General features: G+C 72.2%; 25 protein-coding genes and 1 pseudogene. 12 read left to right on the top strand and 14 right to left on the bottom strand.

Going from position 1 to position 25,155, the window contains the following annotated elements; genetic code table 11:
- Window positions 1-28 precede the first annotated feature (28 nt).
- From gudD to D0D15_RS18365, 4 genes are read right to left on the bottom strand one after another with little or no spacing between them, the layout of a single operon-like run.
- Window positions 29-1,348 (bottom strand): glucarate dehydratase, encoded by a 1,320-nt coding sequence (gene gudD / locus D0D15_RS18380; protein WP_094008536.1) that lies wholly within the window; start codon window positions 1,346-1,348, stop codon window positions 29-31.
- Between the two features lie 13 nt (window positions 1,349-1,361).
- Window positions 1,362-2,939, bottom strand: coding sequence for an aldehyde dehydrogenase (NADP(+)) (locus tag D0D15_RS18375; protein WP_094008537.1), 1,578 nt, complete (start codon window positions 2,937-2,939; stop codon window positions 1,362-1,364).
- Complete coding sequence (kdgD, locus tag D0D15_RS18370; RefSeq protein WP_094008538.1) at window positions 2,939-3,850, bottom strand: 5-dehydro-4-deoxyglucarate dehydratase; 912 nt, start codon at window positions 3,848-3,850, stop codon at window positions 2,939-2,941. The genes D0D15_RS18375 and kdgD overlap by 1 nt, the downstream gene beginning before the upstream one ends.
- Window positions 3,847-5,181 (bottom strand): MFS transporter, encoded by a 1,335-nt coding sequence (locus tag D0D15_RS18365; RefSeq protein WP_115944604.1) that lies wholly within the window; start codon window positions 5,179-5,181, stop codon window positions 3,847-3,849. The genes kdgD and D0D15_RS18365 overlap by 4 nt, the downstream gene beginning before the upstream one ends.
- Before the next feature lie 103 nt (window positions 5,182-5,284).
- Between D0D15_RS18365 and D0D15_RS18360 the strand changes: the two genes are divergently transcribed.
- From D0D15_RS18360 to D0D15_RS18350, 3 genes are all read left to right on the top strand, one after another.
- Window positions 5,285-6,178, top strand: coding sequence for a LysR family transcriptional regulator (locus tag D0D15_RS18360; protein ID WP_094008540.1), 894 nt, complete (start codon window positions 5,285-5,287; stop codon window positions 6,176-6,178).
- 99 nt (window positions 6,179-6,277) lie between these two features.
- Complete coding sequence (locus tag D0D15_RS18355; protein ID WP_115944603.1) at window positions 6,278-7,651, top strand: MFS transporter; 1,374 nt, start codon at window positions 6,278-6,280, stop codon at window positions 7,649-7,651.
- On the top strand, window positions 7,648-8,775 hold the full coding sequence (locus tag D0D15_RS18350) for an L-talarate/galactarate dehydratase (RefSeq protein WP_094008542.1): 1,128 nt from the start codon (window positions 7,648-7,650) through the stop codon (window positions 8,773-8,775). Before D0D15_RS18355 ends, D0D15_RS18350 begins: the two co-directional genes overlap by 4 nt.
- A gap of 190 nt (window positions 8,776-8,965) precedes the next feature.
- Here the strand turns inward: D0D15_RS18350 and D0D15_RS18345 are convergent, their stop codons facing one another.
- The 3 genes and pseudogenes from D0D15_RS18345 to D0D15_RS18335 all read right to left on the bottom strand — a co-directional run bounded on the left by D0D15_RS18345 (window position 8,966) and on the right by D0D15_RS18335 (window position 11,374).
- Entirely contained in the window at window positions 8,966-9,457 is a 492-nt protein-coding gene (locus tag D0D15_RS18345) for a DUF4232 domain-containing protein (RefSeq protein ID WP_094008543.1), read from the bottom strand.
- Between the two features lie 10 nt (window positions 9,458-9,467).
- On the bottom strand, window positions 9,468-10,163 hold the full coding sequence (locus D0D15_RS18340) for an SDR family oxidoreductase (RefSeq protein WP_094008544.1): 696 nt from the start codon (window positions 10,161-10,163) through the stop codon (window positions 9,468-9,470).
- 1 nt (window position 10,164) lies between these two features.
- Window positions 10,165-11,374, bottom strand: a pseudogene (locus tag D0D15_RS18335) (thiolase family protein).
- Window positions 11,375-11,489: 115 nt separating this feature from the next.
- On the opposite strand from D0D15_RS18335, the gene D0D15_RS18330 reads away from it, so the two are divergent.
- On the top strand, window positions 11,490-12,074 hold the full coding sequence (locus D0D15_RS18330; protein WP_094008545.1) for a TetR/AcrR family transcriptional regulator: 585 nt from the start codon (window positions 11,490-11,492) through the stop codon (window positions 12,072-12,074).
- Window positions 12,075-12,128: 54 nt separating this feature from the next.
- Here D0D15_RS18330 and D0D15_RS18325 read toward each other — a convergent pair whose 3' ends face one another.
- From D0D15_RS18325 to D0D15_RS18310, 4 genes are read right to left on the bottom strand one after another with little or no spacing between them, the layout of a single operon-like run.
- A complete protein-coding gene (locus tag D0D15_RS18325; RefSeq protein ID WP_094008546.1) occupies window positions 12,129-12,542 on the bottom strand; it encodes an SRPBCC family protein in 414 nt (137 codons plus the stop codon).
- Window positions 12,539-12,925, bottom strand: a complete 387-nt coding sequence (locus tag D0D15_RS18320) for a YchJ family protein (RefSeq protein WP_094008547.1) — start codon at window positions 12,923-12,925, stop codon at window positions 12,539-12,541. Before D0D15_RS18320 ends, D0D15_RS18325 begins: the two co-directional genes overlap by 4 nt.
- Window positions 12,900-14,111 carry a sensor histidine kinase gene (locus D0D15_RS18315; protein ID WP_233157509.1) on the bottom strand — a complete coding sequence of 404 codons (1,212 nt, stop codon included), beginning with the start codon at window positions 14,109-14,111 and terminating at the stop codon, window positions 12,900-12,902. Before D0D15_RS18315 ends, D0D15_RS18320 begins: the two co-directional genes overlap by 26 nt.
- On the bottom strand, window positions 14,105-14,767 hold the full coding sequence (locus D0D15_RS18310; RefSeq protein ID WP_115944602.1) for a response regulator transcription factor: 663 nt from the start codon (window positions 14,765-14,767) through the stop codon (window positions 14,105-14,107). The genes D0D15_RS18315 and D0D15_RS18310 overlap by 7 nt, the downstream gene beginning before the upstream one ends.
- A gap of 111 nt (window positions 14,768-14,878) precedes the next feature.
- Between D0D15_RS18310 and D0D15_RS18305 the strand changes: the two genes are divergently transcribed.
- The 8 genes from D0D15_RS18305 (at window position 14,879) to D0D15_RS18270 (ending at window position 23,710) form a co-directional block, all read left to right on the top strand.
- Window positions 14,879-15,421, top strand: coding sequence for a hypothetical protein (locus tag D0D15_RS18305; protein WP_094008549.1), 543 nt, complete (start codon window positions 14,879-14,881; stop codon window positions 15,419-15,421).
- Window positions 15,418-16,494, top strand: coding sequence for a peptidoglycan-binding domain-containing protein (locus D0D15_RS18300; protein WP_094008550.1), 1,077 nt, complete (start codon window positions 15,418-15,420; stop codon window positions 16,492-16,494). The genes D0D15_RS18305 and D0D15_RS18300 overlap by 4 nt, the downstream gene beginning before the upstream one ends.
- Window positions 16,491-17,189, top strand: a complete 699-nt coding sequence (locus D0D15_RS18295; RefSeq protein WP_094008551.1) for an ABC transporter ATP-binding protein — start codon at window positions 16,491-16,493, stop codon at window positions 17,187-17,189. The genes D0D15_RS18300 and D0D15_RS18295 overlap by 4 nt, the downstream gene beginning before the upstream one ends.
- Window positions 17,186-18,382, top strand: coding sequence for an ABC transporter permease (locus tag D0D15_RS18290; protein ID WP_094008552.1), 1,197 nt, complete (start codon window positions 17,186-17,188; stop codon window positions 18,380-18,382). Before D0D15_RS18295 ends, D0D15_RS18290 begins: the two co-directional genes overlap by 4 nt.
- Before the next feature lie 64 nt (window positions 18,383-18,446).
- On the top strand, window positions 18,447-19,310 hold the full coding sequence (locus D0D15_RS18285; RefSeq protein WP_094008553.1) for a p-hydroxycinnamoyl CoA hydratase/lyase: 864 nt from the start codon (window positions 18,447-18,449) through the stop codon (window positions 19,308-19,310).
- Window positions 19,310-20,785, top strand: coding sequence for an acyl-CoA synthetase (locus D0D15_RS18280; protein ID WP_094008554.1), 1,476 nt, complete (start codon window positions 19,310-19,312; stop codon window positions 20,783-20,785). Before D0D15_RS18285 ends, D0D15_RS18280 begins: the two co-directional genes overlap by 1 nt.
- A 481-nt stretch (window positions 20,786-21,266) precedes the next feature.
- Window positions 21,267-22,307, top strand: coding sequence for a tryptophan dimethylallyltransferase family protein (locus tag D0D15_RS18275; RefSeq protein WP_094008555.1), 1,041 nt, complete (start codon window positions 21,267-21,269; stop codon window positions 22,305-22,307).
- Window positions 22,308-22,327: 20 nt separating this feature from the next.
- On the top strand, window positions 22,328-23,710 hold the full coding sequence (locus D0D15_RS18270) for a tryptophanase (protein WP_094008556.1): 1,383 nt from the start codon (window positions 22,328-22,330) through the stop codon (window positions 23,708-23,710).
- Between the two features lie 70 nt (window positions 23,711-23,780).
- On the opposite strand, the gene D0D15_RS18265 is transcribed toward D0D15_RS18270, so the two are convergent.
- From D0D15_RS18265 to D0D15_RS18255, 3 genes are read right to left on the bottom strand one after another with little or no spacing between them, the layout of a single operon-like run.
- Entirely contained in the window at window positions 23,781-24,380 is a 600-nt protein-coding gene (locus D0D15_RS18265) for a GTP-binding protein (RefSeq protein ID WP_094008557.1), read from the bottom strand.
- Window positions 24,361-24,726 carry a DUF742 domain-containing protein gene (locus tag D0D15_RS18260; protein WP_017983332.1) on the bottom strand — a complete coding sequence of 122 codons (366 nt, stop codon included), beginning with the start codon at window positions 24,724-24,726 and terminating at the stop codon, window positions 24,361-24,363. Before D0D15_RS18260 ends, D0D15_RS18265 begins: the two co-directional genes overlap by 20 nt.
- Window positions 24,726-25,151, bottom strand: a complete 426-nt coding sequence (locus D0D15_RS18255; protein WP_094008558.1) for a roadblock/LC7 domain-containing protein — start codon at window positions 25,149-25,151, stop codon at window positions 24,726-24,728. Before D0D15_RS18255 ends, D0D15_RS18260 begins: the two co-directional genes overlap by 1 nt.
- Window positions 25,152-25,155: the final 4 nt, after the last annotated feature.

Below are 25,155 nucleotides of genomic sequence, written 5' to 3'. Positions count from 1 at the left end.
CGCCAGCCCCCGCCGAACCCCGCCCGCCTCACCGGTCCAGGCACGGGCGCTTCGGGTCGAAGGTCCAGTCCTTGATCAGGTACTGCATCGCCGCCGCGTCGTCGCGGGTGCCCAGTCCTTCGCGCTGGTACAGCTCGTGCGCCTGCGCCACCTGGTCCCAGTCCAGCTCCACCCCGAGGCCCGGCCGCCGCGGCACCTCGATCTCCCCGTCCTCGATCCGCAGCGGCTCGACCGTCAGGCGCTGGCCGTCCTGCCAGATCCAGTGCGTGTCGATCGCCGTGATGTCGCCCGGGGCGGCCGCCGCGACGTGCGTGAACATCGCCAGCGACACGTCGAAGTGGTTGTTCGAGTGCGAACCCCACGTCAGCCCCCACGCGTCGCACAGCTGCGCGACCCGCACCGAGCCCGCCATCGTCCAGAAGTGCGGGTCCGCCAGCGGGATGTCCACCGCGTCCATCCGCACCGCGTGCCCGAGCTGCCGCCAGTCGGTCGCGATCATGTTCGTCGCCGTGCGCAGGCCGGTCGCCCGCCGGAACTCGGCCATCGTCTCCCGGCCCGAGTACCCGCCCTCCGCGCCACACGGATCCTCCGCGTACGACAACACGTCCCGCAACGACCGGCCCACCCGGATCGCCTCGTCCAGCAGCCACCCGCCGTTCGGGTCCAGCGTGATCCGCGCCGACGGGAACCGCGCGGCCAGCGCCCGCACCGCCTCGGCCTCCTCCTCGGCCGGCAGCACCCCGCCCTTCAGCTTGAAGTCCTGGAACCCGTACCGCGCCTGCGCCGCCTCCGCCAGCCGCACCACGGCCTCCGGCGTCAGCGCCTCCTCGTCGCGCACCCGGAACCACCCGTCACCCGAGCCACCGCGGTACGGCAGGTCGGTGCGCCGCCGGTCACCCACGTAGAACAGGTACCCCAGCACCGGCACCCGGTCGCGCTGCCGCCCCTCGCCGAGCAGCTCCGCCACCGGCACCTCGAGGTGCTGCCCGAGCAGGTCGAGCAGCGCGGCCTCCAGCGCGGTCACCGCGTGGATCGTCACCCGCAGGTCGAACGTCTGCGCGCCGCGGCCACCCGCGTCCCGGTCGGCGAACCGGCGCCGCACCTCGGCCAGCACCGCGTGGTGCCGGCTCACCGGCCGCCCCACCACCAGCGAGCGGGAATCCTCCAAAGTGGACCGGATCGGCTCGCCGCCGGGCACCTCGCCCACCCCGGTGCGGCCCTCGGAATCGGTGAGCACCACCAGGTTCCGGGTGAAGAACGGCGCGTGCGCACCGCTGAGGTTGAGCAGCATGCTGTCCTGACCCGCGACGGGCACCACCCGCATCTCGGTCACCACGGGAACGGTCATGTCGAACGCCTTTCTAGTCGCGGGAGAGCTCGCCGTCGATCCTGCGCCACACGCCTTCCGGGTTGCCGTCGCGCAGCACCGGGGGCAGCAGCGCGGCCGGCACGTCCTGGTAGGCCACCGGCCGCAGGAACCGCTCGATCGCGAGCGAGCCGACCGACGTCGTGCGGGAGTCGGAAGTGGCCGGGAACGGGCCGCCGTGCACCATCGCGTGCCCGACCTCGACCCCGGTGGGCCAGCCGTTGAACAGGATCCGCCCCGCCTTGCGCTCCAGCACCGGCAGCAGCGCGGCGGCCAGCGGCTCGTCGCTCTCGTCGGCGTGCACGGTCGCCGTCAGCTGTCCCTCCAGCGCACGCACCACGGCGAGCAGCTCGGCCTGGTCGGCGCAGCGCACCACCAGCGAGGTCGCGCCGAACACCTCCTCCTGCAGCTCGGGGTCAGCCGTGAACCGCGACCCGTCGACGCTCAGCAGCGCCGCGCCACCACAGGCCACCGACGACCCGGCTTCGCCCCGCGCCAGCTCGGTCACCCCCGGCCGCCCGGCCAGCCGGTCCCGGCCGCTCGCATACGCGCCGGCGATGCCCAGCGTCAGCATCGTCCCGCCCGCGTCGCCGCGCACCGCCTCCGCCGCCGCGGACACGAACTCGTCCAGCCCGGGCCCCTCGACGGCCAGCACCAGGCCCGGGTTCGTGCAGAACTGGCCAGCACCCAGCGTCAGCGAGCCGACGAACGCCGTGCCCAGCTCCGCACCGCGCGCGGCCAGCGCACCCGGCAGCAGCACCACCGGGTTCACGCTGCTCATCTCCGCGTACACCGGGATCGGCTGGGGCCGGGAGGCCGCCGCGGCGACCAGCGCCAGCCCCGCGCGACGCGACCCGGTGAACCCCACCGCCTGGATCCGCGGATCGGTCACCAGCTGCGTGCCCAGCTCCGGCCCGTCCCCGACGAGCAGCGAGAACACGCCCTCGGGCAACCCGCACGCCACCACCGCGGCCCGCACCGCCGACGCCACCAGCTCGGACGTGCCCAGGTGCGCGTCGTGCGCCTTCACCACGACCGGGCAGCCCGCGGCCAGCGCGGACGCGGTGTCCCCGCCCGCGACGGAGAACGCCAGCGGGAAGTTGCTCGCGCCGAACACCGCGACCGGCCCCAGCGGCACCCGCCGCTGCCGGATGTCCGCGCGCGGCAGGGGAGTGCGGTCCGGTTGTGCCGGGTCGATGCGTGCCCCGTGCCAGCTGCCCTCGCGCAGCGTCGCGGCGAACAGCCGCAGCTGCCCGGTCGTGCGGCCGACCTCACCGGTCAGCCGCGCCTCCGGCAGACCCGTCTCCAGCACCGCCCGCTCGACGATCGGCCCGGCCAGCGCGCTGATCTCCTCCGCGATCCGCTCCAGGAACGCCGCCCGCGTCGCCGGGTCCGTGGCGCGGTAGACGTCGAACGCCTCCTCCGCCAGGGCAGCGGCCCGCGCCACCTCGGCCGCCCCGCCGTAGCGGTAGCCGGGCGCCAGTTCCTCGCCGGTGCGCGGGTCGCGCGAGCGGACCTCCTTGCCGGAGCCGCGCACCCGCGCCGCTCCGACGAACATCTCCCCGGTCAGCATCAGGCCACCCCCTCGATCAGCGTGGTCAGCGCCGCCAGCTCGTCCGGCGTCAGGTCGCTCAGCGGCGGGCGGACCGGCCCGGCGGGATGGCCGGTCGCGGTCATGCCGGCCTTCACGATGCTCACCGCGTACCCGGCCTTCCGGTTGCGGATTTCCACGTACGGCAGCACGAACTCCTTCAGCATGCGCCGCACCTCGTCCCGCCGCTCCGCCCGCACCGCGGCGTAGAAGGCCAGCGCGAACTCCGGCACGAAGTTGAAGATCGCCGACGAGTAGGTGGTGACACCCAGTTCGAGGTAGGGCAGCGCGAACGTCTCGGCCGTGGGCAGCCCGCCGATGTAGGTGAGGCGGTCGCCGAGCCGGGCGTGGATCTTCGTGATGGCCTCGACGTCGCCGACGCCGTCCTTGTACCCGACGAGGTTCGGGCAGTCGGCGGCCAGCGCGTCCACGGTCTCGGCGCTGTACTTGGCGTTGGCGCGGCTGTAGACGATCACGCCGAGCGAGGTGGCCGCGCACACCGCGCGCACGTGCTCGGCCAGGCCGTCCTGGGGCGCCTCGGTGAGGTAGGGCGGGAACAGCAGGACGCCGTCCGCGCCCGCCCGCTCGGCCGCGCGGGCGAACTCGATCGCGGCCGCCGTGCTCTGCCCCGCGGGGGCGACGATCGGCGTGCCCTCCGGGGCGCTCTCCACCGCGGCGCGCACCACTCGGTCCACTTCGGACGGGGTGAGCGAGAAGAACTCCCCGGTCCCGCCCGCGGCGAACAACCCGGCCACCTCGTACTTGCCCAGCCGGGCGATGTTGTCGCGGTAGGCGGGCTCGTCGAAGTTCAGCTCGCGGTCGAAGTGCGTGACCGGGAACGACAGCAGGCCGGAGCCCAGCCGCCGGGCGAGCTCGGTCGGGGTGAACGTCATGACTTCTCTCCAACGGTCTCTCGGAGGGTTACCGGGGGCGCCACGACCCGGTCGCGGCGCAGGAACAGCACGAGGACGGCGGCGACCAGGCACGCGGCGGCCAGGGCGTACAGGCCCCAGGTCACCTCACCGGTCGCCTCCTTGATCAGGCCGAAGCCGTAGGGCGAGACGAACCCGCCGAGGTTGCCCAGCGAGTTGATGATCGCCACCGCCGAGGCCAGGGCCAGCGGGTGCACGCTGCCCTGCGGGATCGTCCAGAACAGCGGGCTGGCGCTCTTGAAGCCCATCGCCGCGACGCACAGGAACACCAGCGCGAGCACCGGCGAGACGATCGCCGCGAGGTAGGTGCCGGCCGCGGCGACGGTGAGCGCGCCGATCAGCAGCGGCTTGCTGCGGCCCAGCTTGTCCGACGCGCGCCCGGTGAAGTACATCGCGACGACCGCGCAGATCCACGGCAGCGACGACAGCAGGCCGACGGTGATGTCGTTCGTGCCCTCGATGCGGCGGATGATGTTCGGCAGCCAGAACGTGTTCGCGTAGATGGACAGCTGGATCGCGAAGTAGATCACGCAGAAGACCAGGATCTGCGGCTGCACCAGCAGGCGCCAGCGCGACACCGAGCCGCTCGCCGCGGTGGACCGGCGGGCCTCGTCCTCCTGCTCGATGGCCGCCGCCAGCGCGTCCTGCTCCGGTCGGCTCAGCCACTTCGCGTCGGTGATCCGGCTGTCCAGCCGCGTGTAGGCGATCAGGCCGACCACCGCCGACAGCAGCCCCTCCAGCCCGAACAGCCACTGCCAGCCGGCCGCGCCGAGGAAGCCGTGCAGCGACAGCAGCGGCCCGGACAGCGGGCCGGACACCGCGGCGGCGATCGACGAGCCCGCGACGAACAGCGCGGTCGCCCGGCCGCGGTGCGAGCTGGGCAGCCAGCGGGAGAAGAAGTAGATGATCGCCGGGAAGAACCCGGCCTCGGCGGCGCCGAGCAGGAACCGCAGCACGTAGAACGACGTGGGCCCCTGCACGAACGCCATCGCGGCGGACACCAGGCCCCAGCTGACCATGATCCGGGTCAGCCAGATCTTCGGCCCGTAGCGCTCCATCAGCATGTTGCTGGGCAGTTCGAAGATCGCGTAGGCGATGAAGAACAGGCCGGCGCCCAGGCCGTAGGCGGCCGCGCCGATGCCGACGTCGGCTTCCAGGTGCTCCTGGGCGTACCCGATGTTGGAGCGGTTGAGCTGGTTGCAGATCAGCATCACGACGAACAGCGGGACGACGCGGCGGAAGACCTTGCCGACCGCGGCGTCGAGCGGCCCGGCGGTGGGGAGGGAGGACATCGGTGACCTCTCGATGGACTGGGGATGTTCGGTTTCCTGACGGTAGGTGCCACCGGCGATACCAGTCCAACACCGTTGTTGCATCCGATGATACCTTTCCGGCATGGAGTTCTCGTTCGGCCAGCTCGAGGGCTTCGTCGCCGTCGCCGAGGAACGTCATTTCGGCCGCGCCGCCGAGCGCCTTTCCATGACGCAGCCGCCGCTGAGCAGGCAGATCCAGAAACTGGAGCGGTCGGTCGGCGCACAGCTGCTGGACCGCGACAGCCGCGGCGTGCGGCTCACCGCGGCCGGGGAGGCGTTCCTGGTCGACGCCCGGCGGTTGCTCGCGCTCGCCGGGCGCGCCCCCGACCTCGCGCGGCGCATCGCGGCTGGCGAGGCCGGCTCGATCCGCATCGGGTTCACCGGCGCCTCGGCCTTCGGGGTGCTCGGCCGCGTGCTCAACACGATCGGCGGCCGGCTGCCGGACCTGCGCGTGGAACTGTCCGAAATGGTCACCGGCGAACAGGTCGCCGCGCTGGCCAACGGCGAGATCGATCTCGGACTGGCGCGCCCGCCGTTCGACACCGAGACCTTCGCCTCCCGCCCGGTGCACCGGGAACGGCTCGTGCTGTGCGTGCCGGCGGGGCACCGGCTCGCGGGCGCCGGGCCGGTCGCCCCGGACGACCTGGCGAACGAGCCGCTGATCATGCACTCGGCGGTCAAGGCGCGCTACTTCTACGACCTCGTGGTCGGGCTGGTGCCGATCGCGCACCGCAACGTGGTCCACGCGGTGAGCCAGATCCAGACGATGATCTGGCTGGTCGCCGCCGGGCGGGGCGTGGCGTTCGTGCCCGAGTCGGCGACGCGGATGCGGATCGACGGCGTGGCCTGGGCCGAGCTCGGCGGGCTGCCGGACCGGCCGGTCGAACTGCACCTGCTGTGGGCGCGCGAGTCGGCGAACCCGGCACTGTCCACTGTGCTCACCGCGCTGGAACCGCTCACGGCCGAGCTGACCTGAGCGATGCCGTGCGGGTATCACTCGATGTTCAAACAGTCTTGGACGGGAATCAACGCACCGCCCTAACCTCCTGACACACTCCAACGCAGGAGGACACCGATGCCGGACACCGAGACGGCGCAGGCCGTGGCGCGCCCCGCGACCGGCCGCCGCCGCATCCCCACCCGGTACCTCGTTCTCGCCCTGATCTTCGTCATCACCGCGATCAACTACGCCGACCGCAGCAGCCTGTCGATCACCGGCAGCAGCCTGCAGGCCGACCTCGGCTTCAGCACCGTCCAGCTCGGCTACATCTTCTCCGCGTTCAGCTGGGCCTACGTGGCCGGGCAGCTGCCCGGCGGGATGCTGCTGGACCGCTTCGGCGCACGCCGCATCTACGCGCTGAGCCTCGCGCTGTGGACCGTGGTCACCGCCGCGATCAGCCTGGTCGGGCTGATCACCACGCCGGTACTGGTGGCCGTGACGATCGTGTTCGCGCTCCGGCTGCTGCTCGGCGTGTTCGAGTCACCGGCGTTCCCGGCCAACGCGCGGGTGGCGGCCACCTGGTTCCCCACCGCCGAACGCGGCCGCGCCACCGCGGTGTTCAACTCCGCGCAGTACTTCGCGACCGCGCTGTTCGCGCCGGTGATGGGGTGGATCACGCACCAGTTCGGCTGGCGCTGGGTGTTCGTCATGCTCGGCGTGCTCGGGCTCGCGCTGGCGCTGCTGTGGTCGCGGTGGATGGACTCGCCGCGCCGGCACCGCCGCGTCACCGGGGCCGAGCTGGAGACCATGACCACCGGTGGCGCCCTGGTCGACCTGGACGACGCGCGCACCCGCGCCGAGCAGCGCGCCCCGCTGGACCGCCGCACGATCGCGCGGATCTTCTCCACCCGCCCGCTGTGGGGTGTGTACCTGTCGCAGTACGCGGTCAACGCGCTGACCTACTTCTTCATCACGTGGTTCCCGGTCTACCTGGTCAAGGGGCGCGGGTTGTCGTTGCTGGAGGTCGGGTTCGTGGCCGCGCTGCCCGCGCTGTGCGGGTTCGCCGGCGGGCTGGCCGGCGGGTTCTCCTCGGACGCGTTGCTGCGCCGGGGGAAGTCGCTGACGGCGGCGCGCAAGATCCCGTCGGTGATCGGCATGGTGCTGGCGACCAGCATCGCGTTGTGCAGCCTGACCGACAGCAGCGCGCTGATCGTGGCGATCATGACGCTGGCGTTCTTCGGCAAGGGCGTCGGCTCGCTGGGCTGGGCGATCACCACCGACATCGCGCCGCCGCAGGCGATGAGTTTCGTCAGCTCGACGATGAACGCGTTCGGCAACGCGGCCGGGATCGTCACGCCCATCGTCATCGGCTACACCGTGCAGGCCACGGGTTCGTTCGACACCGCGCTGTGGTTCGTCGCCGCGCACGGCGTGCTGGCCCTCGCCGGGCTCGCCGTGATGGGCAAGATCCGCCGCATCGAGTTCGACACCAGGGAGCAGACCGCATGAACGCCACCCTCGACCGCATCACCCGGGTACGGATCTCGTCGGTGACGCTGCCGCTGGCGACCCCGATCAGCGACGCGAAAGTCCTCACCGGACGGCAGAAACCGATGACCGAGGTGGCGATGCTGTTCGCCGAGATCACCACCGAGGCCGGGCTGGAGGGCGTCGGGTTCAGCTACTCGAAGCGCGCCGACGGGCCGGGCCAGTTCGCGCACGCCCGCGAGATCGCACCGGTGCTGCTCGGCGAGGATCCCAGCGACATCGGCAAGATCTGGGACAAACTGGTGTGGGCGGGCGCGTCCGTCGGGCGCAGCGGCTTGTCCGTGCAGGCGATCGCGGCGTTCGACGTGGCGTTGTGGGACCTGAAAGCCAAGCGGGCCGGGCTGCCGCTGGCGAAACTGCTCGGCGCGCACCGGGATTCGGTGCGCTGCTACAACACCTCCGGCGGGTTCCTGCACTCGCCGATCGAGGAGGTGGTCGACCGCGCGGCCGCGGCCGTCGAGCGGGGCATCGGCGGCATCAAGATCAAGGTGGGCCACCCCTCGCACGAGACCGACCTGGCCCGGGTGACGGCGGTGCGGGACAAGATCGGCGACGTCCCGCTGATGGTCGACGCGAACCAGCAGTGGGACCGCGCGGCGGCGCGCCGGATGTGCCGCGCGCTGGAGCCGCTGGACCTGGTGTGGATCGAGGAGCCGCTGGACGCCTACGACTTCGAGGGGCACGCGCGGCTGTCGGCGGCGTTCGACACCCCGATCGCGACGGGCGAGATGCTCGCGAGCGCGGGGGAGCACGCCGAGCTGATCCGGGCTCGTGGCGCGGACGTCGTGCAGCCGGACGCGCCGCGGGTCGGGGGCATCACGCAGTTCCTGAAGGTGATGGCCCTGGCCGACCACGCGCACCTGGGGCTGGCGCCGCACTTCGCGATGGAGATCCACATCCACCTGGCGGCCGCCTACCCGCGCGAGCCGTGGGTCGAGCACTTCGAATGGCTGGACCCGCTGTTCGACGAGCACCTGGAGATCGCGGGCGGCCGCATGCACCTGTCCGGGCGCCCCGGCCTGGGCGTGACGATCAGCGAGCAGGCCCGCGCGTGGACGGTGGCCCGCGAGGAGGTGCGGGTCTAGCGGAATTCCGTTGCGCCGGGCGGGAGACACCGATGCGGCCGGCGCCGGACCCGGAGCGCGAGCTGGATTGGCTCGCCGGCCGGCCCGAGATGGAGCGCGCGACGGGCTTCGACGCGCAGGGCTGGCCGGCGAGCACGTGGGTGCTGCACGCCATGTATCCCCCGCCGGAGGGTGGCCGCCGTGGTCCGGGTCAGCGCGCCAGCTCCTCGGCCCAGGCGGTCACCGTGATCTCACCCGTCGTGCCGAGGTCGGTTTCCACCGGGAGGCGCTGCGGCGCCTCCCCGGGCCTGGAGGCGACACCGAGCGCCGAGCCGGTCAGCACCTCACCGTCGGTCACCGTGTTCGCCCAGGACACCACCGAGACCAGGGACTTCCCCGGCGCCAGCGCGAAAGTCCCCGACCCGGGGTCGATCGCCATGTAGGACGTGCCCCGCTCCACCCGGACGTCCAGCACCCGGCCCTCCGGGCCGAGCACCTGGACGTCCGGGTAGCCGGACACCGCGCGGGCGGCGGTCCCGCAGTTGGTCAGCGTGAGCACGAACCCGCGGTGCCCCAGCGCCGCGTCGACCAGGCCCGCGTCGTAGTGGGCGCAATCCGCGGGCGGCGGCGGAGGCTGTGGCGCTGGCGCCGAACAGGCCGCGACGCACAACAGAACGGGCAGCACGAACCGGAATCCCCCCATGCGGGGCAGGTTACCGCTCGAACGCGGCGACCGGTCCGGCGAGCCCTGCCTTCACGCCGCGGCTCAGCTCGTCGCCCAGCACCTCCTCCTGCCCGCTCTCCACCGCGTCCAGGATCTGCCGTGCGAGGTCTTCCGGCGCCACCTTCGGGCCGTTCACGTGCGCGGCCATGTCCGTGTCCATGTACCCCACATGCACCCCGACCACCAGCGTGCCCTGGCCGCGCAGCTCCCACCGGGCCGAGTTGGTGAACGACCATGCGGCCGCCTTCGCCGCGCTGTAGTCGGCGGTGATCGGGGGCGCGAGCCAGGACAGCACCGACAGCACGTTGACCAGCGCGCCCCCGCCGTTGCGGCCGAGGACCGGTGCGAACGCGCGGGACACGTGGACCGGGCCGAAGAAGTTGGTCTCCAGCACCGCCCGGGCCGCGTCCAGGTCCGGCGCGGTGAGCAGCGAACCGTTGCTGCCGATGCCCGCGTTGTTGACCACCAGCGTGGCGTCGGAAGCCAGCTCCGCCGCCGCGGCGACCGACGCCGGATCGGTGACGTCGAGGTGGACCGGTGTCAGGCGCGGATCGGTGATGCTCCGCGGATCGCGGGCCGCGGCGTAGACGGTTTTCGCGCCGCGGTCGAGCAGTGCGGTGGCGAGCACGCGGCCGAGACCGCGGTTGGCGCCCGTCACGAGCGCGATGGAACCGGCGATGTCCATGTCAGAGCCTTTCGATGATGGTGGCGTTGGCCGTGCCGCCCGCCTCGCACATGGTCTGCAGCCCGAACCGGCCCCCGGTGCGCTCCAGCACGCCGAGCAGGGTGGTGGCCAGCCGCGCGCCGCTCGCGCCCAGCGGGTGACCGATGGCGATCGCGCCGCCGTCGACGTTGACCTTCGCCGGGTCGGCGCCGGTCTCGGCGAGCCAGGCGAGCACGACCGAGGAGAACGCCTCGTTCACCTCGAACGCGTCGATGTCTGAAATGGACAGTCCGGCGCGGGCGAGAACCTTGGCGGTGGCCGGGATGATCCCGGTCAGCATGTAGACCGGATCGTCGCCGGTGACCGTCGCGGTGTGGATCCGCGCCCGCGGCCGCCAGCCGCGCTGCCGCGCGATCTCGCTGGTGGTGAGCACGAGCGCGGCCGCGCCGTCGTTGACCGGGCTGGAGTTGCCCGCGGTCACCTTCCAGTCGATCTCGCCGAACCGCCCGGTCCAGTGGTCGTGCGCGAACGCGGGACGCAGCCCGGCCAGCACCTCGAGGGTGGTGCCGGGCCGGATCGTCTCGTCGGCGTCGAGCTGGGTGACCGTGCCGTCGGCGGCGGTCACCTTCAGCGGCGCGACCTGGCCGGCGAAGTGCCCGTCGCGCCACGCGGCGGCCGCCCGCTGGTGGCTGGTGACGGCGAACTCGTCGAGCTGGGTGCGGGACAGGTTCCACTTGCGGGCGATCAGCTCGGCGCTGACCCCCTGCGGGATGAGCCCGCCGGGGTAGCGGCGGTCGACCGACGGGCCCCACACGTCGGCGCGGACGCCGTCGACGTTGGCCGAGCTGCCGATCGGCAGGTGGCTCATCGACTCGACGCCGGAGGCGAGGACGATGTCGTAGGCGCCGGCGACGATCCCCTGGGCGGCGAAACTGATCGCCTGCTGGCTGCTGCCGCACTGCCGGTCGACGGTGACGCCGGCGACCGACTCGGGGAAGCCCGCGGCCAGCGCCGCGAACCGGGTGGTGTTGCCGCTCTGCTCGCCGACCTGGCCGACGGCGCCGCCGATGACGTCGTCGATCTCGGCCGGGTCGAGGCCCGGCACGCGTTCCACGGCGCTGCGCAGGACGTGCGCGTGCAGCTCGACGGGGTGCAACCGCGGCGTAGGCGCCGGTCGGCTTGCCCTTCGCGACGGGGGTGCGGACGGCCTCGACGATGACGGCGTCCCTCATTGGCGTGCTCCCTTCTGGCGGACCGATCGGTCCCGGACCGATCGGTCCGAGCATGCGCCGCTGATCACACGGCTGTCAACGGCGCGCGGACCGATCGGTCCGTTATCCTCGACACATGGCACGCACGGCAGCACCGGGAACGCGGGAGCGGATCCTCGACGTCGCGGGCGCGCTCTTCTACACCGAAGGGGTCCGCGCCGTCGGGATGAGCCGGATCATCGGCGAGGTCGGCTGCGGGAAGAACCTGCTCTACGCGCACTTCCCGAGCAAGACCGACCTGGTCGCGGCCTACCTCGGCCGGTTCCGCGAGCGACGGGACCGCGCCGAGGCGCAAGCGCTGCGCGAAGCGGGCGACGACCCGGGTGAGCGGCTGGTGGCGCTGGTGGCGGAGATCGCCGGACGGCTGCGGCGGCCGGACTTCCGCGGGTGCCCGTTCCGCAACCTGCTGACCGAGTTCCCGGCCGGGGACGAGCTGCCGGAGCGGATGGCGCGCGAGTACCTGGCCCAGACGCGCGAGCTGGTCGGACGCCTGGCGGGGGCGACCGGCGTGCCCGACCCGGAGGGGCTGGCGGACCGGATCTGGCTGATCATCGACGGCCTGTACGCGAGCGGTTTCCGGGAGCGCGCCGCGGAAGTGGCACCGGACATGGTCCGGGAGGCGATCGCGGCCGCGCGGGATCCCCGCACGCCGGCCGTATAACGACCTATACCCGGCACCTCACGAGCGCGGGGTGATCGCCGGCGGCCACGACGTTCACCCCGTCGACACCAGGTTCGCCAGCTTGTCCAGCGACTCGTCCAGTCGCCGCTCGACGTCTTCCGCCGCGCGGCCGCCGTGGTTGGCCGGCTGGTCGCCGTGGAAGGACAGGTGCAGGGTGGCGTAGCTGGACCCGCCCTCGGCCGAAGACACCTGCAGCCACCCGCTGTAGTCCGGGCTGCCGCGGCGGCCCCACTCCAGCCGCAGCTGCTCGCGGCGCGCGCCCAGCACCCCGGGCGCCTCGTACTCGCCGGCGGGGTCGTGCACGTCGACGTCCACGCCCTCCGGTTCGGCCGGGTGCACGGTGATCACGCCGGGCAGCCATTCGTCGAGCCGGTTCACGTCGGCGGCCACGGTGAACACCCGCTCCGCCGGGGCCGGCATGGCGCGTTCGCGTTCGAACTCGGTCATGTCCGGCGGGCTACCCGGCGCGGCCCGGTGTACACCCAGCGGCCGTCCAGGCGGGTGAACTCGCTGTCCTCGTGCAGCGAGCCCGGCCCCGCGGCGTCCCGGTAGTGGGCGCGGAACTCGACGGTGCCGTGCGTGTGGAACGGGCTGCCGCCGGTGGTCGCGAGAACCTCCAGCCGCGTCCACCGCTGGGCCGGGTCGAGCCGGATCGCAGTCGGGCGGGTGTCCGGGTGCCAGCTGGCGAGCAGGTAGTCCACCTCGCCGACGGCGAACGCGCTGAACCGCGCCCGCATCAGCCGCTCGGCGGTCGGCGCCGCCGACTCGCCGCGGTGCAGCGGCGCGCAGCAGTTCTCGTACGTCTCACCCAACCCGCAGGGACACCTCATGCCCCCGATTGTCCGCACCAGCCGCGGCCGCCGGGAAGGCGACCGTCACCGTGAGGCCGCCGCCCGCTCGCGGCACCGCGGTCACCGTCGCGTCGTGGGCCCGCGCCACCGCCTCCACGATCGACAGACCCAGACCCAGCCCTTCGCCCGTGCGGGTGGCGCCGAGCCGGTGGAAGGGCTGGAAGATGTCGCCGATCGCGTCCGCGGGAACCTCCGGCCCGGTGTTCGACACGACGAGCACCGCGCGCCCGTCGAAGGTCCGCGTGAGCACCTCCACCCAGCCGCCGGGCACGTTGTGCCGCACCGCGTTGCCCACCAGGTTCGACACGAGCCGTTCGGCCAGCGGGCGGTGCCCGGACGCGACGGCGGGACCGGCCGACGTCCGGATCGTCACGCCGGCGTCGGGCCGGGCGTCGGTCACCTCGCGAGCCAGCTCACCGAGGTCGAACGGCCGCCGGACAGCGATCCCGGTCTGCCCGCGCGCGAGCGTGAGCAGCGCGTCGATGAGCCGCTCCTGCTGCTCGCCCGCGGCCAGGATCCGTTCGTGCGCCCGGCGCAGCTCGGCCGCCGGAGCGTCCGGATCCGACAGCGCGACCTGCCCCAGCGCGCGCTGACGGGCCAGTGGGGTGAGCAGTTCGTGCGAGGCGTTGGCGACGAACCGCCGCTGCGCCTCGAAGGACCCCTCCAGGCGGGCGAGCAGGTTGTCGATCGTGTCCCCGAGCTCCTTCAGCTCGTCGACCGGCCCGTCCAACGCCAGCCTGCGGTGCAGGTTGGTGGCGGAGATGTCCCGCGCGGTGGTGGTGATCGTCCGCAGGCGCCGCAGAATCCGCCCGGCCACGAGCCAGCCGAGCGCGACCGACGCCGCCGCCATCAGTCCGAGCGCGATGCCGGACTGGACGAGCAGCTGGTGCAGCATGGCGTCCTGCTGCTTCTCGACGGCCTCCTGCATCTGCCGCGGCAGCATCTCGGCGGCGCCGGTCAGCAGGCCGGCGCCGGCGGGAGCCGGGGCGTTCCCGGGCGCCGGCTGGAACGCCTGGAACGGGCCGCGGACCGCGTGGGCGACGAGCAGGTAGGTGACCACCAGCAGGGCCGCGCCCGAGACCAGGAACACCCCGCCGTAGAGCAGGGTCAGCCGCAGCCGCACGGTCCGCCGGGGCAGCCACCGCCGCGCGAGGCGCCTCAGCACGGAGCCACCCGGTAGCCGCGCTTGGCCACTGTCTCGATCACCGGCGGGTCGCCCAGTTTCGCGCGCAGCCGGCTGATCGTGATCTTCACCGCGTGCGTGAACGGATCCGCGGCCTCGTCCCACACCCTCTCCAGCAGTTCCTCCGCCGGCACGGCCCGGCCCTGCGCAGCGAGCAGCAGTTCCAGCACTCCGAACTCCTTCGGTGCCAGCTCCAGCGCCCGCCCGCCTCGGCTCGCGGTGCGCCGGGCGGTGTCGACCACCAGGTCGCCGTGCCGCAGCGCCGGCGGCACCGCCCGGTGGGCGCGGCGCGCGAGCGCCCCGATCCGCGCCACCAGCGCCGGGAAGTCGAACGGCTTGGCCAGGTAGTCGTCGGCGCCGAGGCCCAGTCCCTCGACCAGGTCCTCGGTGCTCGCCGCCGCCGTCAGCATCAGCACGCGGCTGCGGCACCCGGCCGCCACCAGCTCCGCGCACACGTCGTCGCCGTGCGCGCCCGGCAGGTCGCGGTCCAGCACGATCACGTCGTAGTCGTTGCCCAGCGCCCGGTCCAGACCGCCCGGCCCGTCGAACGCCACGTCGACCGCCATCCGGGCCCGGCGCAGCCCGGTCGCGACCGTCCGCGCCATCTCCTCGTCGTCCTCCACCACCAGTACCCGCACGACATCAGGATGCCCCCGCGGCGGTTTCGCCGGCGTATCGGAACCGGTGAAACCACCCCGAAACCGGGCTCTCCGTAGAACTTGCCGCACATCCCGAAACGGAGGACAACCATGAAACGGATCCTCGCGACGGCGCTCCTGCTGGGCGCCCTCGCCACGACCGCCGCGTGCGGCAGCGACGACCCGGGCAACTCGGTCGCGAGCGTGGGCGGTTCGTCGTCGTCCACGACGCAGGCCGCGGCCGCCAGTGCCGACCCGGTCGCCTACGCGCAGTGCATGCGCGCCAACGGAGTCCCGAACTTCCCCGACCCACAAGCCGACGGCGGCATGACGTTCGACGAAGGCAGCGGGATCGACCCGCAGTCCCAGCAGTTCAAGGACGCGGACTCGAAGTGCAAGCAGCTCATGCCCGGTGACAAGGGCAAGTCGGCGATGGGGGACCAGTGGCCGGCCGAGGACAAGCTGAAGTACGCGCAGTGCATGCGGGAGAACGGGGTTCCGGCGTTCCCGGACCCCGATGCCGACGGCGGCTTCCCGGCGCTGCTGCAGGGCGGCCCGGTCGACCCGGAGTCGCCGCAGTTCGAGGCGGCCGAAAAGGCGTGCCAGCAGTACGTGCCGCAGAACATGCCGCAGAAGAACAGGCCCCGCTCGTGACCGCGCGACGCCGGGCCGGGCGGGTGGTCGCCGTCGTGGCGATCCTCGCCGCGGCGGGCACGGGTTTCGTCGTCGCCGACCCGTTCGGGGCGCCGGCCACCGAAACGTCGATCGACAACGGATCGGCCACCGGGCTCGGCCAGGTGACCAAGGGCACGCTGTCGGCGCGCAGCCAGCAGAACGGCACGCTCGGCTACGCCGGCAGCTACCCGGCGATCAACAACGCCAACGGCAAGGTCACCCGGCTGCCCGCGGTCGGCGACATCGTCAAGCAGGGCGACGCGCTGTACTGGGTGGAGGGCGTGGCGGTCCTGTTGCTGCAGGGCGGTTACCCGGCCTACCGCAACCTGTACTGGGGCATGGAGGGCGCCGACGTCCAGCAGCTCAACGCCGCGCTGGTGGCGCTCGGGTACGCCACGACCGGCGAGCTGGACCCGGAGTCGGACTACTTCGGCCGCCAGACCTACTACGCGGTGCGGGAACTGCAGGAGCACACCGGGATCGAGGAAACCGGGCAGCTCACGCTCGGCCAGATCGTGTTCCTGCCCGCCGCCGAGATCCGGGTGACCCAGGTCAATGCCGCGCTGGGCGCTGCCGCGGCGCCCGGTGGGGTCCTGCTGACCGCGTCCTCGACCCAGCGCGAGGTCACGGTCGCGCTGAACGCGAACAAGCAGTCCGAGGTCAAGGCGGGCGACCCGGTGACCATCACATTGCCCAACGGCACCCGCACCGACGGCGTGGTCGCCTGGGTCGGCAAGGTGGCCACCAAGGACGACGACAGCACCACGGTGGACGTTCACATCACACCGTCGGATCCGGCCGCCACCGGTCAGCTCGACCAGGCGCCGGTGCAGGTGTCCATCGTGTCCGAGACCGTCCAGGACGTCCTCACCGTTCCGGTCAACGCCCTGCTCGCGCTCGCCGGCGGTGGGTACGCGGTCGAGGTCGTCGACGTCTCCGGCGCGCGCCGGCTGGTCCCGGTCGAAACCGGCCTGTTCGACGACAGCGCAGGGCGCGTCGAGGTGCGCGGCGACGGCCTGGCGGAGGGGCAGAACGTGGTGGTGCCGGCATGAGCGCACCGGTTCTGGACCTCGACGAGGTCACCAAGGTCTACCCGGGTGTGTCGCCGGTGGTCGCGCTGGACGGTGCCACGTTCACCGTCGAGCCGGGGGAGCTGGTGGCGATCGTCGGCCCCTCGGGCTCGGGGAAGTCGACGCTGCTGCAAGTGATGGGCACCCTCGACCGGCCGACGTCGGGCACCGTGCGCGTCGTCGGCGAGGACGTGGCGAGCATGTCCGACCGCGACCTCGCGGCGCTGCGCGCGAGCCGCATCGGGTTCGTGTTCCAGCAGTTCTTCCTGACGCCCCAGGAGACCGCACTGGAGAACGTCGCCGTCGGGATGCTGTACTCCGGTGTCCGGCAGCGGGTCCGGCGGGAGGCTGCGGCGGAGGCGCTCGCGCGGGTCGGGCTCGGCCACCGGATGGGGCACCGCCCGCCCGAGCTGTCCGGCGGGGAGAGACAGCGGGTGGCGATCGCGCGGGCGCTGGCGGGCGATCCGGCGATCGTGCTCGCCGACGAGCCGACCGGGAACCTCGACAGCGTCTCGGGCAGTGCGATCTTCGAGCTGCTGACCGACCTCAACCGGCAGGGCACGACGATCGTGATGATCACGCACGACCGGGAGCTGGCGGCGCGGCTGCCCCGGCGCATCGAGGTGCTGGACGGCCGGATCGTCGCCGACACGACGGCGGAAGGCCGGGCGGCATGAGCACCACCGTCCCCGGCCGCCTGTTGCCGGCCGACCTCGCGCGCACCGCGTCCGGTGGCCTGCGCACCCGGCGCATGCGGGCCGCGCTGTCCGCGCTCGGCATCGCGATCGGGGTGGCCGCGATGGTCGCGGTGCTCGGCCTCTCGGCGTCATCGCAGGCCGGTCTGCTGGCCGAGATCGACGCGCTGGGCACCAACCTGCTCACCGTCACTCCTGGCCAGACGATCAGCGGCGGCGACGCCGAACTGCCCTACGAGGCGCCGGGGATGATCGCGCGCATCGGCCCGGTGGAGATGACGGAGAGCACCGGCAGCGTCGACACCGAGGTGTACCGATCGCCCCACATCCCGCGCTTCAACACGAACGCGATCAGCGTCGGGGCCGCCAGCCTGGGACTGCCCGAGGTGCTGCGCGCGCCGGTCGCGAAGGGCGCCTACCTCAACGCGGCCACCGCCGAGCAGCCGGTCGCGGTGCTCGGCGCGGACGCCGCGCGCCGGCTCGGCATCTCGGAGTTGTACGACGGGCTGCGCATCCAGGTGGGCGGGCAGTGGTTCTACGTCGCCGGCATCCTCGCGCCCGCCGCACTGGCGCCGGAGGTCGACTCGATGGTGCTGGTGGGGTACCCGGCCGCCCAGCGTTACCTGGACTTCGACGGGCACCCGACGACCGTCTACGTCCGGGCGCAGACCGACCGGGTCGCCGACGTGCAGGCCGTGCTCGCGGCCACCGCGAACCCCGAGCACGCCGACGAGGTCTCGGTCAGCCAGCCCTCGGCCGCGCTGGAGGCACGGGCGGCGGCGCAGTCGGCGCTCAACGGCCTGTTCCTCGGGCTCGGCGCGGTGGCGTTGCTGGTCGGCGGGATCGGGGTGGCCAACACGATGGTCATTTCGGTGCTGGAACGGCGCTCCGAGATCGGGCTGCGGCGCGCGCTCGGTGCCACCCGGGGGCACATCCGCCTGCAGTTCCTGTCCGAGGCGGTGCTGCTCGCCGCGCTCGGCGGAGCCGCCGGGGTGGCGATCGGCTCGGCCGCGACGTTCGTCTACGCACACGTCAAGGGCTGGGCCACGGTGATCCCGCCGCTCGCCTGGGCGGGCGGGCTGGTCGCCGCCGTCCTGATCGGCGCGCTGGCCGGCCTGCTCCCGGCGATCCGCGCCGCCCGGATGGCGCCGACGGAGGCCTTGCGATCGGTCTGACCTTGACGCCGTCGGCCCGCCCTTGCTATTCCTATATCAGAACTACTGATATAGAGGAGCCTTGATGAGCACAGCGGTCGGCAACGGGCGGGTCCGGACGGAGCCCTGGGGCGACACGGTTCTGGTGGAGTTCGACGAGGGCATCGCCTGGGTCACGCTCAACCGGCCGGACAAGCGCAACGCCATGAACCCCGCGCTGAACGACGAGATGGTCCGGGTGCTGGACCACCTGGAGGGCGACGACCGCTGCCGGGTCCTGGTCCTCACCGGCGCCGGCGAGTCGTTCTCCGCGGGCATGGACCTCAAGGAGTACTTCCGCGAGGTCGACGCGACCGGCAGCACCGCGGTGCAGATCCGGGTCCGCCGGGCCAGCGCCGAGTGGCAGTGGAAGCGGCTGGCGAACTGGAGCAAGCCGACGATCGCGATGGTCAACGGCTGGTGCTTCGGCGGCGCGTTCACCCCGCTGGTGGCGTGTGACCTGGCCTTCGCCGACGAGGACGCCCAGTTCGGGCTGTCCGAGGTCAACTGGGGCATCCCGCCGGGCGGCGTGGTCTCCCGGGCCCTCGCCGCGACCGTGCCGCAGCGCGACGCGCTGTACCACATCATGACCGGCGAGCCGTTCGACGGCCGTCGCGCCGCGCAGATGCGGCTGGTCAACGAGGCGCTGCCCGCCGGCCGGCTGCGGGAGCGCACGCGCGAGGTCGCGCTGAAGCTGGCGTCGATGAACCAGGTGGTCCTGCACGCGGCCAAGACCGGGTACAAGATCGCCCAGGAGATGCCGTGGGAGCAGGCCGAGGACTACCTCTACGCCAAGCTCGACCAGTCGCAGTTCGCGGACAAGGCCGGCGCCCGCGCCAAGGGGCTGACCCAGTTCCTCGACCAGAAGTCCTACCGCCCCGGCCTGAGCGCCTTCGACCCGGAGAAGTAGTGCGCAACCAGGGTCTGGGCTCGTGGCCGGTGCGCCGCGCCAGGATGAGCCCGCACGCGATCGCCGTCCGGCACGGCGGGACGGAGCTGACCTACGGTGTGCTGTCCCGCCGCGTCGCGCGGCTGGCCCGGGGCCTGCGGGCCGCCGGGGTCCGCCCGGGCGACCGGGTGGCCTACCTCGGGCCCAACCACCCGGCCTACCTGGAGACCCTGTTCGCGTGCGGGCAGGCCGGCGCGGTGTTCGTGCCGCTGAACTTCCGGCTGACCGCCGGGGAACTGGACCACGCGCTGGCCGACTCCGGGGCTGCGGTCCTGATCCACACCCCGGAGTACGCGGAGACGGTCGCGGCGCTGGCGGGGGACCGGCTGCTGCGCGTGCCCGCCGGCGAGCTGGACGCGACCGGTGACGAGCCGCTCGACCTGCCCGTCGGCCTGGACGACGTGTGCCTGCTGATGTACACCTCGGGCAGCACGGGACGGCCCAAGGCCGCGATGCTCACCCACGGCAACCTCACCTGGAACAGCGTCAACGTCCTGGTGGAGACCGACCTCGCGAGCGACGAGCGGGCCCTGGTCGCCGCGCCCCTGTTCCACGCCGCCGCCCTGGGCATGGTGTGCCTGCCCGCCCTGCTCAAGGGCGGCACGGTCATCCTGCACTCGTCGTTCGACCCCGGCGCAGTGCTGTCCACAGTGGAACAGGACCGGGTCACGCTGATGTTCGGCGTGCCCACGATGTACCAGGCGATGGCCGCGCACCCGCGGTGGGACGCGACCGACCTGTCCAGCGTGCGGACCCTGCTGTGCGGCGGCGCGCCGGTGCCGTCCGATCTGATCCGCCGGTACCTCGACCGCGGGCTGGCCTTCGTGCAGGGCTACGGGATGACCGAGGCCGCCCCGGGCGCACTGGTCCTGGATCGCGAGCACGCCGCGGAGAAGATCGGCTCCGCCGGGGTGCCGTCGTTCTTCACCGACGTGCGGCTGGCCGGCCCGTCCGGGGAGCCGGTGCCGCCGGGGGAGAAGGGCGAGATCGTGGTCAGCGGGCCGAACGTGATGAAGGGCTACTGGGGCCGGCCGGAGGCGACGGCGGAGGTGCTCCGCGACGGGTGGTTCCACTCCGGCGACGTGGCCACAGTGGACGATGACGGCTACTTCCACGTGGTCGACCGGCTCAAGGACATGATCATCTCGGGCGGGGAGAACATCTACCCGGCCGAGGTGGAGAACGAGCTGTACGGCTTCCCCGGGGTGGAGGCGTGCGCGGTGATCGGGGTGCCGGACCCGCGCTGGGGCGAGGTGGGCAAGGCGGTCGTCGTGCCCGCGCCCGGGAGCAGGATCGAAGCGGACGAGCTGCTGGCCTGGCTGCGCACCCGCCTGGCCGGGTACAAAGTGCCCAAATCGGTCGAGTTCACCGACGCGCTGCCCACGACCGGTTCCGGCAAGATCCGCAAGGCCGAGGTCCGCCGCCGGTTCGGGTGATCGCGCCCTCGCGCGCCCCGGCGCGGCAGGGTACGGCCCGGCCGTGACACTCCGCTGATCAGGTGAACGCTGTTCTAGACGGCCGGATGCTTCTGGCCCCCGGCCGAACGGCGGCAGGAACGCTGCTCCGCCGTGTCCTTTGTGGACGGTATGGTAAAAAGTGGCGCAGATCGCACCGGAAAGCGTTTTCGCAGCTAGCGCCGACGTCAACCGCTTGCCGCGACAGTGCTTCCCGGTGCGTGGACAGCGAAAACCGTGCCGTGGCAGCGAACCAGGAGGACAGCGTCCGGCAGTGACTGACCGTGCGGCCAAGATCACTCCTCCAGCGGTACGTCTCGCTGGAAAGATGACGTTATGTTGGTCGACGGTCTGTCCCCCGCCTAGTCGAGCAGTTGCTCGCCAGACCGTCGGAGTGAGTGTGAACGTCGCCCCTGTGACCCTATTCGACCATGCCAGTAGACAGCTCGGAGAACTCTGCAGGGTGGCAGGCTTTCCGGCCGACGACGGTGATCCCGTCGACGTCCTGCGGGAACTCCTCGGGGCCGCGGGCGCGCGCCCGCTGACCGAGCCCCCGCTGTGGCCTTCCGACGTCGCGGACGACGCGACCCCCGTGGAGTTTTCGGTCGCGTTCGACGAGAGCGGCGACCGTGCCGTGCGGATCCTCGGTGAAACGATCCCGCAAAACCCGGGCCACGCGGCGAACATTCATGCCGCGAAGCGCTTTCTCACCCACATGGCGCAGCGGTTCGATCTCCGGCTCGACCGGTTCCAGGCGGTCGAGGACCTGTTCCTCACCGAACGGCCGCAGGGGAAGTTCGCCCTCTGGTTCTCGGTGATCCTGCGCCCCGGCCGCGCCCCGGCGCTCAAGGTCTACTTCAACCCGCAGGTGCGCGGCGAGCACGCCGCCCCCGGGCTCGTCGCGGAAGGACTGCGGCGCCTGGGGTTGAGCGACGCCTACGAAACCGTCACCGAGCACGCGCTGTTGCGTGGTGCCGCCGATCGGTTCTCGTTCTTCGCGCTCGACCTCGACGACGGCCCGCTGTCCCGGGTCAAGCTGTACGTTTCGCACGATTCGGCGGAATCGGGCACGGTGGAGCGGGCGGCCGGGGCCGTCGCGGGCGTGAACCCGTTGCTGGTGCGGGAGTTCCTGACCGCCGCGGGCGGCGGCACCGGGCCGTACGCCGGGCGGCCGCTGATCTCCAGCTACTCCTTCGTGGAGGCCGATGCGGGCCGTCCCGGCAACTACAGCCTCTACCTCCCGATCCGCGACTACGTCCCGGACGACGCGGCCGCGCGGGAGCGGGTGCTGGCCCACTTCGCGCGGGCCGGGCTGCCCGCCGCGGAGCTGGACCGGGCGATCGCCGCGGTCACCGACCGCCCGATGGCGGCGGGGGTGGGCCTGATCGCGCACGTCTCCCTGCGTCTCGGCCGGTTCGGCACCGGAACGACGGTATATCTTTCGTCGGAGGCCTACGCCGTGGCCGCACCCCGCACGCGGGTCGGCGCCGCGGCTTCGTTGTGAACCGGGAGGAAGAAGTCAGCATGAAGTCGTTCCCGCCGTACCGGGTCCAGGTTGTCAAGGAGATCCCGATCACGACCCGGCAGGAGCGGGAGGAGGCGCTTTCCCGCGCCGGTTACAACATGTTCGACCTGCCGGCGAACATGGTCACGATCGACCTGCTGACCGACTCCGGCACCGGCGCGGTGTCGGCCGCGCAGGAGGCCGGTGCTGCGGCGGCCGACCGGTCCTACGCCGGTTCGGACTCGTGGTTCCGGTTCCGGTCCGCGCTGGCGGACCTGACCTCGTTCCCGCACCTGTTCCCGGTCCACCAGGGCCGGGCGGCGGAGCGGATCCTGTTCTCCACCGCGTTGAAGCCGGGGCAGATCTCGCTGTCCAACACGCACTTCGACACCACGCGCGCGAACGTGGAGCTGGCCGGGGCGCAGGCGCGGGACCTGCCGTGCCCGGAGGCGGCGGACCTGGACAGCCGGGATCCGTTCAAGGGCAACATCGACCTCGGCGCGCTCGAGGAAACCCTGTCCGGGCCGGACGGTTCCCGCGTGGGCCAGGTGCTCATCACGATCACCAACAACGGTGGCGGCGGGCAGCCGGTGTCGATGGCGAACCTGAAGGCCGTGCGCGCGCTGTGCGACCGGTTCGGGGTGCCGTTCTTCCTGGACGCGGCGCGGTTCGCGGAGAACTCGTGGCTGATCACCCAGCGCGAGGAGGGTTACGCGGGCAAGACCCCGAAGGAGGTCGCGCAGGAGACGTTCGCCCTCGCCGACGGTTTCGTCGCCAGCCTGAAGAAGGACGCGATCGCCCCGATGGGCGCGGCGATCGGCGTGCGGGACGCGGAGCTGGCCAAGCAGTGCGAGGCGATCCTCATCGCGACCGAGGGTTTCCGGACGTACGGTGGCCTGGGCGGGCACGATCTGGAGCGGGTCGCGCAGGGCCTGCGGGAGGTCGTGGACCCGAACTACCTGCGCAACCGCGCCGAGGAGACCGCGCACTTCGCCCGGCTGATCAACGAGGCCGGGGTGGACATCGTGCAGCCGGCCGGGGTGCACGGCCTGTACCTCAACGCCGGGCGGTTGCTGCAGCACATGCCCCCGCACGGTTTCCCCGGGCACGCGCTGGCGTGCGAGCTGTACCTGGCGGGCGGCATCCGCTGCGCCGAGCTGGGTTCGCTGTACCTGGGCACTTTCGACGACGAGCACAACCTGATCGCCCCGGCGCCGTTCGAGCTGGTCCGCCTGGCCATCCCGCGGCGGACCTACACGCTCGCGCACCTGGAGTACGTGGCCGACGTGCTGGCGACGATCGCGAAGAACCCCGAACGGGTACCGGAGTACCGGGTCACCCACGCGCCGCAGCTGCTGCGGCACTTCAACCTGAAGCTACGACAGGTGCCCCGGTACGTCTGACACACCATGCGCGAAGGCCACCCCGTCACGAAGAACGGGGTGGCCTTTCCCAGTCCCGGGCTGGAGAACCTCAGGTCCGCGCCAGCTCCGACTCCGCGGGCAGCCGGCTCATCGCGTACCGCACCAGCCGGATCAGCGCCAGCTTGCTCGACTCCCGTGAACGCGCGTCGAAGAACATCACCGGCACGCCGGGGGCGATGGCGAGCGCCTTGCGGATCTCGTCCTCTTCGTAGTCGTCCGCGTCCTCGAAGCAGTTGACCGCGACGATGAACGGGATCTTGCGCCGTTCGAAGAAGTCGATCGCCGCGAAGCTGGAGTCCAGCCGACGCGTGTCGACCAGCACCACGGTGCCGATGGCGCCCAGCGCGAGCTCGTCCCACATGAACCAGAACCGGTCCTGCCCGGGCGTGCCGAACAGGTACAGCACCGTCTGCGGGGAGATGGTGATGCGGCCGAAGTCCAGCGCGACCGTGGTCGTGGTCTTGCGTTCGACACCGGTCAGGTCGTCGACGCCCGTGCTGGCCTCCGTCATCACCTCCTCGGTGGACAGCGGGACGATCTCGCTCACCGACGCGACCATGGTGGTCTTGCCGGCGCCGAAACCGCCCGCGATGACGATCTTGACCGGCGTCGGGATGACGCCGCCTTCTTCAGAGCTTGTTGAGGCCATCGAGCACCGCCTGGAGTAGTTCGCGATCGGGGGCCTTGGCCGGCTGCGACGGCGAACGGACGATCACGGCGCCCCGTTCGATCAGATCGCTGCACAACACCTTGACCACGGCGAGGGGGACCTTGACGTACACGGCAATTTCAGCGACGGACAACGGCCGCTGGCACAACTCGAGGATCGTCAGGTGTTCCGGGGTCAACCCGATCGGGTCGTGGTTGCCCCGGATGGCCATCACCTGAGTCGCCACGTCGAGCTTGATGTCGACGGACGGGATCCGGCCCCGGGTGATGGCGTACGGCCGGATCAGCGGCCCGGCCGCTTCGTCGTACCACTGATCGTCCGCCATCAGTTGTGCTCCGCTACGAACCTCGCGGCATCCCGGGGAGCCGACGTCATGTAGTCACCGACGCGCTTGACGAGGCGGCTCATCTCGTAGGCGATCATCTCGACGTCGACCGTCTCCTCGGCGAGGATCGCCAGGCACGCGCCCTGACCGGCCGCGCACACGAACAGGTAGCCCTCGGCCATCTCGATGAGGGTCTGCAGCACCGGGCCGCGCTGGAAGTGCTTGCTGGCGCCCTTGGCGAGGCTCTGCAGGCTGGACGCGATCGCCGACAGCTGGTCGGAGTCGTCCTTGGACAGGTTCGCGGACTTGCCCATGAGCAGCCCGTCGGCCGAGAGGACCACGGCGTGCTGCGCCCCGACGACGCGGTCGACCATGTCGTCGAGCAGCCAGTTCAGGTCGACCTTGGAGTTCTCGTTCTCGTTCATCGAT

The sequence above is a fragment of the Amycolatopsis thermalba genome (assembly GCF_003385215.1).
GTDB lineage: Bacteria > Actinomycetota > Actinomycetes > Mycobacteriales > Pseudonocardiaceae > Amycolatopsis_E > Amycolatopsis_E thermalba.
Note: the sequence above shows the minus strand (reverse complement) of the source record. Positions and strands in the feature narration are given on the sequence as shown.